This window comes from Catenulispora pinistramenti, assembly GCF_018274385.1.
Lineage (GTDB): Bacteria > Actinomycetota > Actinomycetes > Streptomycetales > Catenulisporaceae > Catenulispora > Catenulispora pinistramenti.
This window is the reverse complement of record NZ_JAAFYZ010000056.1, coordinates 1-13,723: the sequence shown is the minus strand read 5'-3', so window position 1 is coordinate 13,723 and position 13,723 is coordinate 1. Positions and strand designations below refer to the sequence as shown.

The window sequence follows — 13,723 nt, the reverse complement described above, 5'->3', positions numbered from 1 at the left end:
CAAGGACTATCGCGGACTCCTGCGAATCATGGAAAACCCTAAGGTAGAGCACTGCTAATGCGGTTTGGGGCTTAAACCCCATCGAGAGTTCAAATCTCTCCGCCTCCGCGCTCGGTCGGATGTTCTGTTGAACATCCGACCATTTTGTTTTGTGACGTAGTTCAGAGCTCTATCGCCCCCGCGCCTCGAACCGCGTTCGAAGCTGGTTGCCTCTGCCAGGCGTTGGAGGGTCCTGCCTCCTACGGACGGCTGGGGCGTTCATCGGATCGTCGCCGACCCGACCGTTCGCGGGGCTTGTCAATACGCCGCGGGCGGTTAGGTTACGGACGCGTAGCGCAGCCATCGGTACCGTCTTCGTCTTCTGTGGAGGAACCCATGAGCGAGGAGTCCGTACGTCCGGAACAGCACGGCGTCAGCCGGCGCGAAGTGATCGCCGGATCGGCGGGGGCGCTCGGTGCGGCCGCGCTGGCCGGCGTCGGTGCGGCACAGGGTGGGCAGTCGCAGGGCGGGCAGGCCACTGACGCCCAGAAGAAGCTGCTGGACGCGGCCGTGGCGGCGTCGGCGAGTGGCGCGGCCAGCCTGAGCGACGTCGAGCATGTCGTGGTCCTGATGCAGGAGAACCGTTCCTTCGACCAGTACTTCGGGACGCTGTCCGGTGTGCGGGGCTTCTCCGACCCGGCCGTGCCGACGCAGACGGTCGGCGGGACGGCGTACCCGGTCTACAACCAGTTCGGTTTCGCGCCCGGCATCGGCGCGTCCGCGACCGGGTACTTGCAGCCCTTCCGCCTGGTGAGCAACCCGCCGCTGGAGAACGGGCAGACCACCAACGACGTCTCGCACAGCTGGGCCACCCAGCACCAGAGCTGGAACGACGGCGCTATGGACGCCTTCATCACCGCGCACCTGGCCGCCGACGGCGCCACCAACGGCCCGGTGACCATGGGCTACTACACGCGCCAAGATCTCGCTTTCTATCACGCGCTGGCCGACGCCTTCACAATTTGCGACGGCTACCACTGCTCGGTGCTCGGCCCCACCGATCCCAACCGGCTGATGCTGATGTCGGCCTCGATCGACCCCGAGGGCACGCACGGCGGGCCGGTGGTGGAGACCTTCGGCAACCGCATCGCCGAGACCGGCAAGCTGAGCTGGGAGACGATGCCGGAGCGGCTGCTGGCGGCCGGGGTGAGCTGGAAGGTCTACAACGACCCGATCGGCCTGGCGGCGCTGAGCCCGTTGCCGTACTTCAAGAACTACGACGACCCGTTCTCCATCACCGGGCTGGAGCTGATCGGCCGCGGCCTGACGCCGAACTACCCGGCCGACTTCAAGGCCGATATCGCCGGCGGCAAGCTGCCGTCGGTGTCGTGGATCATCCCGCCGGTCGCGGAGTGCGAACATCCGGCCGCCCCGCCGTACTACGGCGAGTACTTCGTGCAGCAGGTGCTGGCCGCGCTGGTGTCCAACCCGGACGTCTGGGCGCGTACGGTCGTGTTCGTGGTCTACGACGAGAACGGCGGCTTCTTCGACCACGTCACCCCGCCGACCGCGCCGCAGGGCACGGCCGGGGAGTGGCTGGCGGTCCTGCCCTCGGCCGCCGGCGGCGTGGACGGCCCGATCGGCCTGGGCTTCCGCACCCCCGCGTTGGTGATCTCCCCGTTCAGCGCGGGCGGGTTCAAGTACTCGGGCACCCTGGACCACACCTCGGTGCTGCGCTTCATCGAGACCCGCTTCGGGGTCACGGTGCCGAACCTGTCGGACTGGCGCCGCGGCGTGACCGGCGACTTCACCGGAGCGCTGAACCTGAGCGCCCCGGCGAACCCCGCGTTCCCGACGCTGCCGGTGGTCTCGATCGGCGACACGTCGGTGGCCGAGCAGGCGGTGCTCAACGCGCTGGCCGGGACGCTGGACGTCGGCATCCCGTATCCGCTGCCGACGTCGAACAGCATGCCGGTGCAGGAGAGCTCGCCTGCTCGGCCGGAGGTTCCGTAGCTGGAACTGGAAGCTAGAACACGAAGCTGGAACGTGTTGCTGGAACACGAAGCCAGAACACGAACCTAGAACGTGTGGCTAGAACGCGAAGCTAAAACCCGCTCCGGGCCTCACTCCGCGGATCCGCTACGACCCGGTGCTCCTCATACAGCCCGCCACGTGCCTCCCGGCGCCAGGGCCGGGCGTAGCGGACCGCGATCTCGACCTCGGCCGCGCCGTCGTCGAGGTCGCCGACCACGACGGCCGGATCGGTGGACGCGGCGCAGCGCGCCAGCCACGTCCCGTCCGGCCCGAGCAAGCCCGAAGGCGTGATCGGGCCCAGCGACGCGGGCGCCGCGAACGCCACCCACATGCTGTTCGCCGCCGCGAGCCCCCGGGCTTCGGTCGCGAAGGACTTCGACTGTTCCGTCGGCCCCGCGCCGGTCGTCCCGAACAGCACGCAGTCCACGCCCTGCTGCTCGTACGCCGCGAACAGCTCCGGGTAGTGCACCTCCATCCCGAGCAGGCAGCCGAAGCGGACGCCGTCCACGTCGAACGTCACCGTCGTCGCGCCCGGGGCGTACACGTACGTCACCTTCGTCTTCGACAGCAGGCGCTCGTCGTACCGGGACGCCACCTCGCCGCGGTCGGAGATCACGTACAGGCTGTTGTGCGGCCGGTTCGGCGCGGTGAGCTGGTGTACGGCGCCGAGCACCGTCCACAACCGCAGTTCGCCGGCCAGCCTCGCGACGGCGGTCAGTTCCTCTTGCAGGACGTCCCACTCGAAGCGGGACCAGTCCGACGGGCCGACCTCGTCCGGGACCGAGGACATCAGCCGCTTGTTCGGTGCGCACATGGCACCTTCGGGGAAGAGGACCAGGCGCGCGCCGGCTCCGGCCGCCTCCCGCATCAGTCCCCGTACTTGCTCGCCGGCCGCTCGCAGGCCCGCGACGTCCCGCGGGTCGTCGACGAGCGTGGTCTGCGCCACCGCCACCCGGATCCGCTTCCCGCCGGCTCCGTTGCCGCTACCGCCGTCACCGCCGACGCTCGCGCCGACCGTTCCCGTGCGCGAAATCGCGCCAGTTCGCTGTTCTGACACCTCAGCTCCTCCTGAAGCTGTACGGAAGTGCCGGAGCGCAGCGGTGTAGGATTCGCCGGTCTTGGCGGAGCGGGCACGCACCCGCTGTTTGAACCTCTTGTTCGCTGTCATCTTCGGCCTTCCACGCCCCGAGCGACGATCCCCCAGCGATCCGCCCGGAACGGCGGCACCTCGACAGCGACCTGAGACGGTGGGTCCCTTTGCCTCCGGTGTCAGGCCGTGCTGGGGACGGCCGTCGGAGGTTCGGCGTAGGTCACGCACCGCCAATAATAGCGGCTCACATCCGGGTGTCCATGCTTTCGCAGACACCGTGGCAGCGTGAAGCGGGGCGGGCTAGTGCTGCGCGGCCAGGGCCAGTTGCCGGAGCGTACGGAACTCTGTCGGACGGTTCATCGCCACGACGGCGACCACCTTCCCGCCGAGCCGGAACACGACCGAGGCGTCGCGCGACTCGGGAGCGCCGTGCACCTCGTGCTCGGTGGCCACCTCGGGACGTCCGCAGACCTGGATCGTCACGCCGTGCTGGTCGGACCAGGACCACGGCAGCAGCGGGTACGGCGTCGGGTCGCCGACGATGGTCTTGGCGACGGCCGCGCCCTGTTCCATCGCCTCGTTCCAGTGCTCGCCGCGACGCCGGCCGCCGTGGAGGAGGTCGGGGACGTTGGCCGCGTCGCCTGCTGCGAAGACGCCGGGGACGGGGGTGCGGCCGTATTCGTCCACGACGATGCCGTTCGCGCTGTTCACGCCGTTCGCGCCGTTCGCGACGGGTAGGCCCGCGGCCTCGGCGAGGGCCGTCTCGGGGACGGTGCCGACGGACGCGACCACGACGGAGGCGGGCCACACGCGGCCATCGGCAGCGGTGACACTGAGTTTGCCGTGGGTGTGGCGCTCGATCCTCGCGACGCTGACACCGGTGTGGATCTCGACGCCGCGGTCTTGGTGGAGCGCGGTCAGGGGGTCGGCGAGCCAGGCGGGGAGGACGCGGCTCATGGGGCGGTCGGCGGCTTCCAGGACGGAGACGGCGCAACCGAGCGCACGGGCTGAGGCGGCGACTTCCAGGCCGACCAAGCCGCCGCCGATCACCACGACCGGGCCGCGGCCGGCCAGGGCTGAGGCGAGGGCGGTCGCCGAATGCAGGCTCCTGAGATAGTGCACGCCCGGGACTCCAGCAGCCTGCGGCAATCCACGCGGACGACTTCCGGTCGCCAGGACAAGCTTTCGGTAGTCGAGGCCGGTGCCGTCGGCCAGCGTGACCGTCGAGGCGTCGGTGTCGATCGCGGTCACCGTGCTGCCGGTCCGCAGCTCGATCGCCTGCGCAGCCCAGAACCCGTCCGGCTTCAACCGAATGCGCTCGCTCTTCATCGTCCCGCGCAACACGTCCTTCGACAGCGGCGGCCGCCGATAGGGGGTCTCAGCCTCCGCCCCGACCAGCGTGATCCGCCCCTGATACCCCTCCTTCCGCAGCGTCAGCGCCGCCGTGGTCCCCGCGATCCCGGTGCCGACTATCACCGTGTGATCGGCGCGGTCGGTGAGATCGGTGAGATCGGCTCCCGGCTCAGACACGGCTCGTCTCGGCCATCGCGAAGTCGGCCTTGGCCGCGCCACAGTCCGGGCACGACCAGTCGTCCGGGATGTCCTCCCACCGCGTGCCCGGCGCGATGTCCTCCTCGGGCCAGCCCAACGCCTCGTCGTAGACGAACCCGCAGACCTGGCATTCCCAAACTTTGTATGGCTCCTGATTCATATCTCTTCCCGTGTCTCTTCCCGCAGCTCGAAGTCGGTCTTCTCCCGCACCCCGCAGTCCGGGCACGTCCAGTCGTCCGGCACCGCCTCCCATGCCGTGCCGGCCGGGAAGCCCTCGCGCGGGTCGCCCCGGCGCTCGTCGTAGCGGTAGTCGCAGACAGGGCACTGATAGGTGCTCATGCCTTCTCCGTCCCGTAGCGGGCCAGCAGCTTCTCCCGCTTGCGGGGCTGGAGATTCGTCAGTCGCACGTCCCCGTCGAAGTGCGCCAGCACCTTCGGGTCCATCACCCGGCGCCACAGCGGCGGGACGTAGGCCAACACGATCATCGTCGCGTAACCGCTGGGCAGTTCCGGCGCGTCGTCGAAGTGCCGCAGGGCCTGATAGCGCCGGGTCGGGTTGGCGTGGTGGTCGCTGTGCCGCTGGAGGTGGTAGAGCAGCACGTTGGAGGCGATGTTGTTGCTGTTCCAGCTGTGCCGGGGCGCGCAGCGTTCGTAGCGTTCGCCGTTCTTCTGGCGGAGCAGACCGTAGTGCTCCAGGTAGTTCACGACCTCCAGCAGTGAGAAGCCGAACACCGCTTGGATCAGCAGATACGGCACGATCCGCACCCCGAAGACGCCGATCAGCGTGCCGAACACCACGACCGACATCGCCCAGGCGTTGAGCACGTCGTTGCGCAGCGTCCACGGCTTGCGGTTCGAGCGCCCCAGCCGCGCCTTCTCCAGATGCCAGCCGGAGCGGAAGCTGCCGGCGACCGAGCGCGGCCAGAAGCGGTAGAAGCTCTCGCCGAGCCGGGAGCTGGCCGGGTCCTCGGGAGTGGCCACGCGCACGTGGTGGCCGCGGTTGTGCTCGATGAAGAAGTGCCCGTACAGGGTCTGCGCCAGCGCCACCTTCGACAACCAGCGTTCCAGGTCGTCCTTCTTGTGGCCGAGTTCGTGCGCGGTGTTGATGCCGATGCCGCCGACCGTGCCGACGCTGGCCGCCAGGCCGATCGCGTCCAGGGTGTCGAGCCGGCCGCTGGACCACAGCCACGAGGCGGTCACCAGTCCCGCGTACTGCAACGGCAGGTATAGGTAGGTGCACCAGCGGTAGTAGCGCTGGCCCTCCAGGAACGCCAGTACCGAGTCCGGCGGGTTGTCGGAGTCCTTGCCGATCGCCCAGTCGAAGAACGGGAAGATCCCGAACACCAGGATCGGCCCGGCCCACCAGGCCAGGCCCAGGCCGGTGGCGGCGGCCAGGCCCCAGGCGATCCACGGGATCATCGGGACCAGCAGGCCCAGTGGCCACAGGTACTTCTTGCCGTCCCGCCAGGAGGACTCGGCGGGGCCGGACACGGCGATCGCCGTCATCATCCGCTCCCTCGTTCACCTTACAAAACAACGAGCAGTGTCCAGAAACTAGACAAAATCTCTAATAGTGTCAAGCGGTCGGGCGGCGCCGGTTGCCTACAATCACCAGGGATGACTCGCTACACCGAATCGATCCGCGCCAGCCTGCGCGACCGCGTGCTCGACGCCGCGTACGGCCTGGTCGCCGACGCCGGCTGGGGCGGCCTGCGGATGGCGCACGTCGCCGAGCGCGCCGGGGTGAGCCGGCAGACCTGCTACACCGAGTTCGGCAGCAAGGACGCGCTCGGCCAGGCGCTGGTGATGCGCGAGGTGGACCGGTTCCTGGACGGCATCCGCGAGGTGCTGGACGGGCACGGTTCGGACCTGCGCGCCGGCGTCACCGCGGGCGTCGAGTTCACGTTGCGCACCGCCGCCGACAACGAGCTGCTGAAGGCGGTGATCACCAGCCAGCGCGGCGGCGACGGCGAGCTGATGGCGCACCTGACGACCCGGTCGGAGCCGCTGCTGGACACCGCGACCGCGATGCTCGGCGCGTATGCCGCGCACGCCTGGCCCGAGGTGGACGAGTACTCGCGGGAGCTGGCGGTGGAGTGCGTGGTGCGGCTGACGGTCAGCAACATCGTGCAGCCGGTGGCCTCGCCGGAGGCGACGGCGGAGCGGATCGCGCGGATCGTGACGCGGGTGGCGTTGCTTGCGGAGCCGGAGTAGCCGGAACACCCGGAACAGTCGGAACAGTCGGAGTAACTGGAGCAGCCGGAACAGCTGGAGTAGCTGGAGTAGCCGGAGCAACGGCTTCGGAGCCGCAGCCGCCGGCGATTAGTCCGCCGCATCCGGTTCAGCCGGCCCGCAGAGCGGACAGGCCGGTTAACCGAACTCTGGAACCTTCGTGCCTGCCCGCTGGGCACGCGGCGGGCGGTCGATCATGATGGTGCCCATGTCCACCCAGCCGCCGCCGTCCGCCGAGCCCGAAGCCCCGCACATCGGCTTCGTCGCGTCGGCGCTCTACCTCGTCGCCAGCTCCGTGTTGTGGGCCGTCGGTTTCGTGGTCGTCAATGCCCTGCTTCTCCTCGGCGTGGTCCTGACGGTGACGCCGCTCGGGCCGTGGGTGGTCGCGTCGGCGATCGCGGTGGCGCGGGGATTCGGACGGCTGTATCGGGGGCTGGTGTGGCGGCTGTTCGGGGTGCGGTTGGAACCGCCCGCGGACCGGAAGGAAGGCGGCGTCCTGACGTGGCGCCGGTTCATGCTCAGCGGCGACGGCGGCGGCTGGATGGAGGCCGCGTTCCTCTCGGTCCGGCTCCCGATCGCCTTGCTGAACCTGGTGATCGGCGTCGGTCTGTGGTTCTACGGGCTGCTCTGGGTCTTCTGGCCGGTGATGCGGAACTGGGACGACCTCTACACCCGGCAGCCGGACGGCACCATCAAGCGCGGGATCCACTTGTTCGGGTTCTGGTTCTCCACTCTGCAGAGTGCTTTCGTGCTCTCGGTGGTCGGACTGTTCATGGTCGCGCTGGCGGCCTGGGTCGCGCGCAAGCTGGTCACGCTCGACCTCCAGTTCTACCGCGTGGTCCTGGGCTCGGGACGCTCGGCGGCGCGGGTCCGGCAGCTGGAGCGCTCGCGGAGTTACGCGGTCGACGACTCCGCGGCCACGCTCCGCCGCATCGAGCGCGATCTGCACGACGGCGCGCAGGCCCGGCTGGTCGCCCTCGGGATGCAGCTGGTGATGCTGAAGGACACCCTCGACGGCGACTCGGCCGACCACACGCAGCTGGCGCACACCCGCAGCCTGGTCGACCAGGCGCAGGTCACCGCGAAGACGGCGATCGCCGAGCTGCGCGACCTGGTCCGCGGCATCCATCCGCCGACGCTGGACCAGGGTTTGGAGCCGGCGCTGCGGACGCTGACCGCCAACGGCCCCATCCCGACGGAGCTGACGGTGCTCGTCCCCGATCCGCGTCCGGCCGCCGCGATCGAGACCATGGCCTACTTCTGCGCCGCCGAACTGCTGACCAACGCCGCGAAGCACGGCCGGGCCACGCGGGCGAGCGTGCTGATCGAGGTCGCCGGCGGACACCTCACGCTGCGGGTCTCGGACGACGGCCGCGGCGGCGCCCGGATGCGGCCCGGCGGCGGCCTGGCCGGGCTCGCCGACCGGATCGGGACCGTGGACGGGACGGTCGGGATCGACAGTCCGGAGGGCGGGCCTACGGTGGTGACGGTCGCGCTGCCGATGAAGGCGTGACGGTCTGCGACTCGCGATCCGCGACTCGGATCTGTAGTTCGCGACTCGGATCTGTAATCCGTGGCGACTGGTGCTTGGCGACTGGTGCTCGGGAACCGGCGATCGGTGACCCCGATCGGTGACCTCGATCGGCGACCGCGACCCGCGACCCGCGCCGCAGGCTGAATCCCCGTTCTCGTGAGCCGGGGTCAACCCGCTGCTGCCAAGACCCCCGCTACGGTTGTCGCCATGCGCATCGTCATCGCCGAGGACACCGCGATCCTGCGGGACGGTCTGGTGCAGTTGCTCCGCTCGCGCGGCCAGGAGGTGGCCGCGGCGGTCGGCGACGCGACGGCACTGCTGGCCGCGGTGGACGAGCACCGTCCGGACGTAGCCGTCGTCGACATCCGGCTGCCGCCGGACCACACCGACGAGGGCGTGCGCGCGGCGGTCGAGCTGCGCAAGCGGTACCCGGAGCTCGGCATCCTGATGTTCTCGCAGTACGTCGAGGCCCGCTTCGCCAGCGACCTGCTCGCCCACAGTTCGCGGGGCATGGGCTACCTGCTCAAGGAACGCGTGGTCGACATCGAGGACTTCATAGACGCGCTCAACCGGGTCGCGGCCGGCGGCACCGCGCTGGACCCGGAGGTGGTCACGCAGCTGGTCGGCGCCAACCGCCGGCCCGACCGGTCCGACACCCTCACCCCGCGCGAGGCCGAGGTGATGGCGCTGGTGGCCGAGGGCCGGACCAACGCCGCCATCGCCGGCACGCTGGTGATCGGTGAGCGCGCGGTCGAGAAGCACGTCGCCAACATCTTCACCAAGTTCGATCTGCCGCAGACCGACGTCGACCACCGCCGCGTGCTGGCGGTCCTGCGCTATCTGGGAGTGGGCTGATGAGCGGGACGACCGAAGCGCCGATACCGCAGATACCGCCGATACCGCAGATACTCAGCGCGGCCGACGTCGCGGACCTGCCGACGACCGGCTTCGCCTTCCCCGGCCCGCTGCGCGACCAGCTCAACGCCGCGATCCTGGACGGCAGCAAGACCTCGACCACCTCGCTGGCGCTCGAATACCGGCTGGACGGCGAACCGTTCCCGCAAGCCGGCCGGCGGGTCCTGGTCCTGGACAACGACGACCGGCCGATCGCCGTGATCGAGACCACCGAGGTCCGCTTCGCCCGGCTCGGCGACGTCGACCTGGCGCACGCCGTGGACGAGGGCGAGGGCTACGCCTCGGTGGCCGAGTGGCGGGCCGGGCACGAGGATTTCTGGCACAGCGTCGAAATGCGCGACTACATCGGGGACCCGGACTTCGCGGTGGACGACGACACCGAGGCGATGTTGGAACGCTTTCGGGTGGTCGCGCTGGTCCAGGGGTAACCCCGTCGGGCGGCGACCCGTCAGGCGGCGACCGGTCGGCGAGGCGCCGCTACCGCCCGGCGTTCTTCCGCTCCTGCTCCAACCAAGCGTCGAAGCTCGTCGGCGCGATGTGCGCACCGGCTCCGGGCAGCAGCGAGTTCCCGGCCATCTCCTCGCCGAAGATCGCGCCGTCCCAGGTCGGCCGCAGCTTGAGCGCCTGCCCCCGGGCCTCCAGCGTCCGCCGCGCCATGTCCACCATGTCCTCGGTCTCCGGGCCCGCGACGTCGGCGAACCGGCCGCGCGGTTCCCCGGTCGCCACCAGCGCCAGCACCGCGGCGACGTCGTCGGGGGCGATCGGCTGCAACAGCAGCGGGGCGATCGGGGCCACCCCGTCCTGCGCGGTCCAGCTCGCCGCCATCGCCGCGAAGTCGTGGAACTGGGTCGCGGGCACGATGGTCCACGGCACGGTCCCGGCCTCGACCAGCCGCTCCTGCTCCCGCTTGCCGCCGTAGTGCGCGTTGCCCTCGGTGCGGTGGATCCCGACGATGGACAGCAGCACGTGGTGCCGTACCCCGGCCCGCTCCTCGGCGGCCAGGAGGTTCGCGGTGGCGCCGCCGAACCAGGCGACGGTCTCCGGGAAGCTCAGGCCCTCCGGTCCGTTGGAGGCGTCGATGACGGCTTCCACCCCGGCCAGCGCGGCGTCCAGGCCCTCGCCGGTGCTCAGGTCCGCCCCCTGCTTGCGGCTGATCCCCACCACGTCGTGTCCGGCGCGTTCCAGCACGGCGACGGTGCGGGCTCCGATGTTGCCGGTGGCCCCGGCGACGGCGATGCGCATGAGCTGTCTCCCTGTTCGCAAAACCCTGATCTGTCCGCTGTCTCGCCCCGACTCTATCTCGGACTAAATAGATCCGCAATATCTGAGATAGAATCGCCGGTATGAAGTTGCCGACCAGCACGGAATGGGTTCTGCACTGCGCCGCCTCCCTGGCCCAGCTGCAACCCGGCGAGACGGCGTCGGCGACGCAGTTGGCGACGTACTACGACCTGCCGGCGCCCTACCTCGCCAAGCAGCTGCAGGCCCTCACCAGGGCCGGGATCCTGGCCGCCAGCACCGGGCCGCGCGGCGGCTTCCGGCTGGCCCGGCCGGCGGCGGACATCACGATGCTGCAGATCGTGGAAGCGGTGGACGGGGCCGTGGCGCCGTATGAGTGCCGCGAGATCCGGCAGCAGGGACGCGGCGCGCTGAGTGCCGAGGAGTGCCGGGAGACCTGCCCGCTGGCCCGGACGATGGCCGAGGCGCACGACGCGTGGCGGGCCAGCCTGGCCGCGGTCTCGCTCGCCGACATCCTCGCCGAGTTGCCCTCCGGCGCGCCCGCGCGGACCCGCCGGATCCTCACTGGGTGAGGCTCCTCCCGCCTCCAGAACCGCATGACCAGTCCCCACCAGGGTTCTTACAAAGCGGCGTTGATCACTCGCGTCGATCACTCGCGTCGATCACTCGCGGCGATCCGCATGGCAAACCGCTGACAAAGACCGCTCCCGGTCTGAAAGGGTTGGGGTAGCGAGCGGCGCTGCGGGTATCGGTGGTGACCATCCGCACTGTGAATCGTTCTTCAATCCAGAGAAAGGGAGGGCCTCGTGCTCGATGATCGCGACCGCCCCTCGAGCGGGCGGGAAGATCTCGAGGCGGCTCTGGTGCTGCACTATTCCCGTCTGGTCAGGATCGCGTACCTGGCGCTGCCGCCGGAAGGCGACCGGCACGGCCGGGTGCTGGCGGCGCACGCAATAGCGCAACGCACGTTGTCCGGTGGGGCTGAGCCCGGCGGCGGGCCCGGCCAGTGGCTCCGGCGCGCGCCGCAGCAAGTGGACGGCGACTCCTACGCCATACTGCGCCAGGCCGTGGTCAACGCGGTGCTGGGCAAGGCGTGGTGGCCGCGCTCGCTGCGCCGGCCCTATGTCTGGGGCCTGCGGCTGTTCCCGCTCGGCGGCGGCTCGCAGGAGTTGGAGCTGGACGCCGCGCTGCGCGGGCTGAGTGTCACCGCGCGGATGGCCTACGTGTTGCTCGGCCTGGAAGAGCTCGACGCCGACGAGGTGGCCGAGCTGCTCTCCGGCGCCGGCGCGCGCGGCGTGCCGGCGGCGCTGGAGCGGGCGCGGCAGTTGCTCGCCGAGCACCCGGCCGACGTGCTGGAGTCCTCGGAGTTCGATCCGTGCACGCTGCGCACCCGGCCCGCCGACCTGTCACGGCGCCGCCGCCAGACCCGGGGCGTGGCGGCGGGCGGCGGGGTGGCGCTGGTCGCGCTGCTGGCGATCGTCATCGGGGTCAGCGGCTCGGGGTCGGGCGGCGCGGACGCGGCGGCCACCGGGGCGGCCGGTGCCGACGTCGCGCACACCGCCATCCAGGTGGCGGACGGCGCCTGGCAGCAGAGTCCGCGGTTGGACTTCGGTGTGTGGCCGACACGCGGTGAGGGCAGCGTCCCGGCCACGACCGTCGGGCAGGCCGTGAACGCGTGGTCGTCGCAGCATCCTGACGTGTACAAGCTCGGCCTCGGGGCCGCCGACGGCCCGCCGCTGCAACCGGTCCACGTGCTCTGGAGCGGGCACTTGGACGGCGCGACCGTCGTGCTGCTCTTCGATTCCACGCGCCTGGCCCGCTACACGCTGCCCGACGCACCGACCGCCGCCGACCCGGTCCGGCTGGACGTCGTACCTGCCGACGACGCGGACCTGACGTCGGCCGGCGCGGTGGTCTTGCGCTCGACCGACGCCGGGGACCGGTGGTTGGTGGCGCCGTGGGTCGACACGGTCGGTGTCAGAGACCTGCGAACGCCATCGGCATCGGTGCAGGCCGCGACGGTGTCGGACGGCGTCACCGCGGCGTTGCCCAAGCCCCCGGCCTCCGGCTGCGGTTCCTGGCCGACGCTCCAGCTGCACGCGACCGCGGCGGTCGGCGGCGAGACGTTCGCGATGACGGACCTCGGCGGCGTCACCGGCACCCACCTGCTGTTCACCGCGCCGCCGAAGACCGACCCGACACAGACCCCGCGCGAAGTGGCGGCGCCGGACGCGTTCGGCACCGAGGCGCGGGTGGCCTGCGGCCTGTCGGCGCTGGCGGGCCAGGGGATGAAGCAGGTCGACACCTGGGTCTTCGCACAGCAGCCGCTGCCACAGTCGCAGGGCCTTGCTTCGTGGGTGTGCGTGCGCGCCGACCAGTGGGCCGGCGGCGGTTCGGCGACCAGCGAGTTCCTGCCGCCGGCCGCACAGGCGGCGGCGACGGTCACCGGCACCGAGTCGGACGGCCGGACCTGCTCGACCCTCGGACCGAACGTGGTCGCGCAGGCGCGGTGGCGGGCACCGGACGGGAAGGTGTATCTGCTGGTGGCCGGGACCCGGCACGTGGTGAAGGTCGGTGTCTCCGACGGCGCCGGAACCGTGCGGCAGACGGTCTCGGCCCCCGAGCACACCGCGGCCGTGGCGCTGACTGGTTCCCAGGCCGCGACCGGGAGCGGGATCGGCATCCTCGACACCGGCGCGCAGGTACGGCCGATGGACGATCCGCAACAAGGGCAGTAGCAACAAGGGCAGCAGCAAAAGTGCAGTAGCAAAAGTGCAGTAGCAAAAGGGGCAGCAGCAGAGGGCTGGCGAAGGCGGCATCCCGCAGGACCGAGGCGGATTCACCCAGGCGGATCTATCCTCTCCACACCTGCTCATCGGGGAGGGAAGCCATGGAACTGGAACTCCGCCACTTGCGCACCCTGTGTGCGATCGCGGACGCCGGCAGCGTCGGGCGCGCGGCGGCCGTGCTGGGGTATTCGCAGCCTGCGATGAGCACCCAGCTGCGCCGGATCGAGCGGCTGTTCGGCGAGCCGTTGTTCCTGCGCGGGGCCGGGGGTGTCGAGCCGACCGCGTACGGCGTCGAGGTCGTGGCGCAGGCCCGGGACGTGCTGGCGCGGGCGGAGGCGATCGGGCGGCGGGGGAGTGCGGG

14 protein-coding genes are annotated in these 13,723 nt (G+C 70.6%); 8 read left to right on the top strand and 6 right to left on the bottom strand.

Translation table 11 applies throughout. The annotated features are described in order from the left end of the window. Positions 1–375: 375 nt before the first annotated feature. Positions 376–1,992 (top strand): alkaline phosphatase family protein, encoded by a 1,617-nt coding sequence (locus KGQ19_RS18100; RefSeq protein WP_212010358.1) that lies wholly within the window; start codon positions 376–378, stop codon positions 1,990–1,992. Between the two features lie 91 nt (positions 1,993–2,083). Here the strand turns inward: KGQ19_RS18100 and KGQ19_RS18095 are convergent, their stop codons facing one another. The 5 genes from KGQ19_RS18095 to KGQ19_RS18075 all read right to left on the bottom strand — a co-directional run bounded on the left by KGQ19_RS18095 (position 2,084) and on the right by KGQ19_RS18075 (position 6,159). After that, complete coding sequence (locus KGQ19_RS18095; RefSeq protein WP_268907872.1) at positions 2,084–3,181, bottom strand: carbon-nitrogen hydrolase family protein; 1,098 nt, start codon at positions 3,179–3,181, stop codon at positions 2,084–2,086. Between the two features lie 222 nt (positions 3,182–3,403). After that, positions 3,404–4,633: an NAD(P)/FAD-dependent oxidoreductase gene (locus KGQ19_RS18090; protein WP_212010357.1), complete on the bottom strand. Its 1,230-nt coding sequence runs from the start codon at positions 4,631–4,633 to the stop codon at positions 3,404–3,406. Beyond that, positions 4,626–4,814, bottom strand: coding sequence for a rubredoxin (locus tag KGQ19_RS18085; protein ID WP_212010356.1), 189 nt, complete (start codon positions 4,812–4,814; stop codon positions 4,626–4,628). Before KGQ19_RS18085 ends, KGQ19_RS18090 begins: the two co-directional genes overlap by 8 nt. Further along, entirely contained in the window at positions 4,811–4,993 is a 183-nt protein-coding gene (locus tag KGQ19_RS18080; protein ID WP_212010355.1) for a rubredoxin, read from the bottom strand. Before KGQ19_RS18080 ends, KGQ19_RS18085 begins: the two co-directional genes overlap by 4 nt. Next, positions 4,990–6,159, bottom strand: coding sequence for an alkane 1-monooxygenase (locus KGQ19_RS18075; RefSeq protein WP_212010354.1), 1,170 nt, complete (start codon positions 6,157–6,159; stop codon positions 4,990–4,992). The genes KGQ19_RS18080 and KGQ19_RS18075 overlap by 4 nt, the downstream gene beginning before the upstream one ends. Before the next feature lie 111 nt (positions 6,160–6,270). On the opposite strand from KGQ19_RS18075, the gene KGQ19_RS18070 reads away from it, so the two are divergent. The 4 genes from KGQ19_RS18070 (at position 6,271) to KGQ19_RS18055 (ending at position 9,762) form a co-directional block, all read left to right on the top strand. Then, positions 6,271–6,867 (top strand): TetR/AcrR family transcriptional regulator, encoded by a 597-nt coding sequence (locus tag KGQ19_RS18070; RefSeq protein ID WP_212010353.1) that lies wholly within the window; start codon positions 6,271–6,273, stop codon positions 6,865–6,867. Positions 6,868–7,093: 226 nt separating this feature from the next. Further along, positions 7,094–8,398: a sensor histidine kinase gene (locus KGQ19_RS18065; protein WP_212010352.1), complete on the top strand. Its 1,305-nt coding sequence runs from the start codon at positions 7,094–7,096 to the stop codon at positions 8,396–8,398. 228 nt (positions 8,399–8,626) lie between these two features. Beyond that, entirely contained in the window at positions 8,627–9,274 is a 648-nt protein-coding gene (locus KGQ19_RS18060; RefSeq protein WP_212010351.1) for a response regulator, read from the top strand. Then, positions 9,274–9,762, top strand: coding sequence for an ASCH domain-containing protein (locus KGQ19_RS18055; protein WP_212010350.1), 489 nt, complete (start codon positions 9,274–9,276; stop codon positions 9,760–9,762). Before KGQ19_RS18060 ends, KGQ19_RS18055 begins: the two co-directional genes overlap by 1 nt. 49 nt (positions 9,763–9,811) lie before the next feature. Here the strand turns inward: KGQ19_RS18055 and KGQ19_RS18050 are convergent, their stop codons facing one another. Continuing rightward, complete coding sequence (locus KGQ19_RS18050) at positions 9,812–10,576, bottom strand: SDR family oxidoreductase (protein WP_212010349.1); 765 nt, start codon at positions 10,574–10,576, stop codon at positions 9,812–9,814. Positions 10,577–10,677: 101 nt separating this feature from the next. Here KGQ19_RS18050 and KGQ19_RS18045 point away from each other — a divergent pair, with 101 nt between their 5' ends. The 3 genes from KGQ19_RS18045 to KGQ19_RS18035 all read left to right on the top strand — a co-directional run. After that, entirely contained in the window at positions 10,678–11,145 is a 468-nt protein-coding gene (locus KGQ19_RS18045; RefSeq protein ID WP_212010348.1) for an RrF2 family transcriptional regulator, read from the top strand. A gap of 234 nt (positions 11,146–11,379) precedes the next feature. After that, positions 11,380–13,311, top strand: coding sequence for a hypothetical protein (locus KGQ19_RS18040; protein ID WP_212010347.1), 1,932 nt, complete (start codon positions 11,380–11,382; stop codon positions 13,309–13,311). 152 nt (positions 13,312–13,463) lie between these two features. Continuing rightward, positions 13,464–13,723 (top strand): LysR family transcriptional regulator (locus tag KGQ19_RS18035; protein WP_212010346.1); only part of this gene is annotated, 260 nt, incomplete at its 3' end.

Excerpts from the sequence above, each read along its gene's own strand:
- KGQ19_RS18100 (WP_212010358.1), top strand. The coding sequence starts at position 376 with ATGAGCGAGGAGTCCGTACGTCCGGAACAGCACGGCGTCAGCCGGCGC.
- KGQ19_RS18095 (WP_268907872.1), bottom strand. The coding sequence starts at position 3,181 with ATGACAGCGAACAAGAGGTTCAAACAGCGGGTGCGTGCCCGCTCCGCC.
- KGQ19_RS18085 (WP_212010356.1), bottom strand. The coding sequence starts at position 4,814 with ATGAATCAGGAGCCATACAAAGTTTGGGAATGCCAGGTCTGCGGGTTC.
- KGQ19_RS18080 (WP_212010355.1), bottom strand. The coding sequence starts at position 4,993 with ATGAGCACCTATCAGTGCCCTGTCTGCGACTACCGCTACGACGAGCGC.
- KGQ19_RS18075 (WP_212010354.1), bottom strand. The coding sequence starts at position 6,159 with ATGACGGCGATCGCCGTGTCCGGCCCCGCCGAGTCCTCCTGGCGGGAC.
- KGQ19_RS18070 (WP_212010353.1), top strand. The coding sequence starts at position 6,271 with ATGACTCGCTACACCGAATCGATCCGCGCCAGCCTGCGCGACCGCGTG.
- KGQ19_RS18065 (WP_212010352.1), top strand. The coding sequence starts at position 7,094 with ATGTCCACCCAGCCGCCGCCGTCCGCCGAGCCCGAAGCCCCGCACATC.
- KGQ19_RS18060 (WP_212010351.1), top strand. The coding sequence starts at position 8,627 with ATGCGCATCGTCATCGCCGAGGACACCGCGATCCTGCGGGACGGTCTG.
- KGQ19_RS18055 (WP_212010350.1), top strand. The coding sequence starts at position 9,274 with ATGAGCGGGACGACCGAAGCGCCGATACCGCAGATACCGCCGATACCG.
- KGQ19_RS18050 (WP_212010349.1), bottom strand. The coding sequence starts at position 10,576 with ATGCGCATCGCCGTCGCCGGGGCCACCGGCAACATCGGAGCCCGCACC.
- KGQ19_RS18045 (WP_212010348.1), top strand. The coding sequence starts at position 10,678 with ATGAAGTTGCCGACCAGCACGGAATGGGTTCTGCACTGCGCCGCCTCC.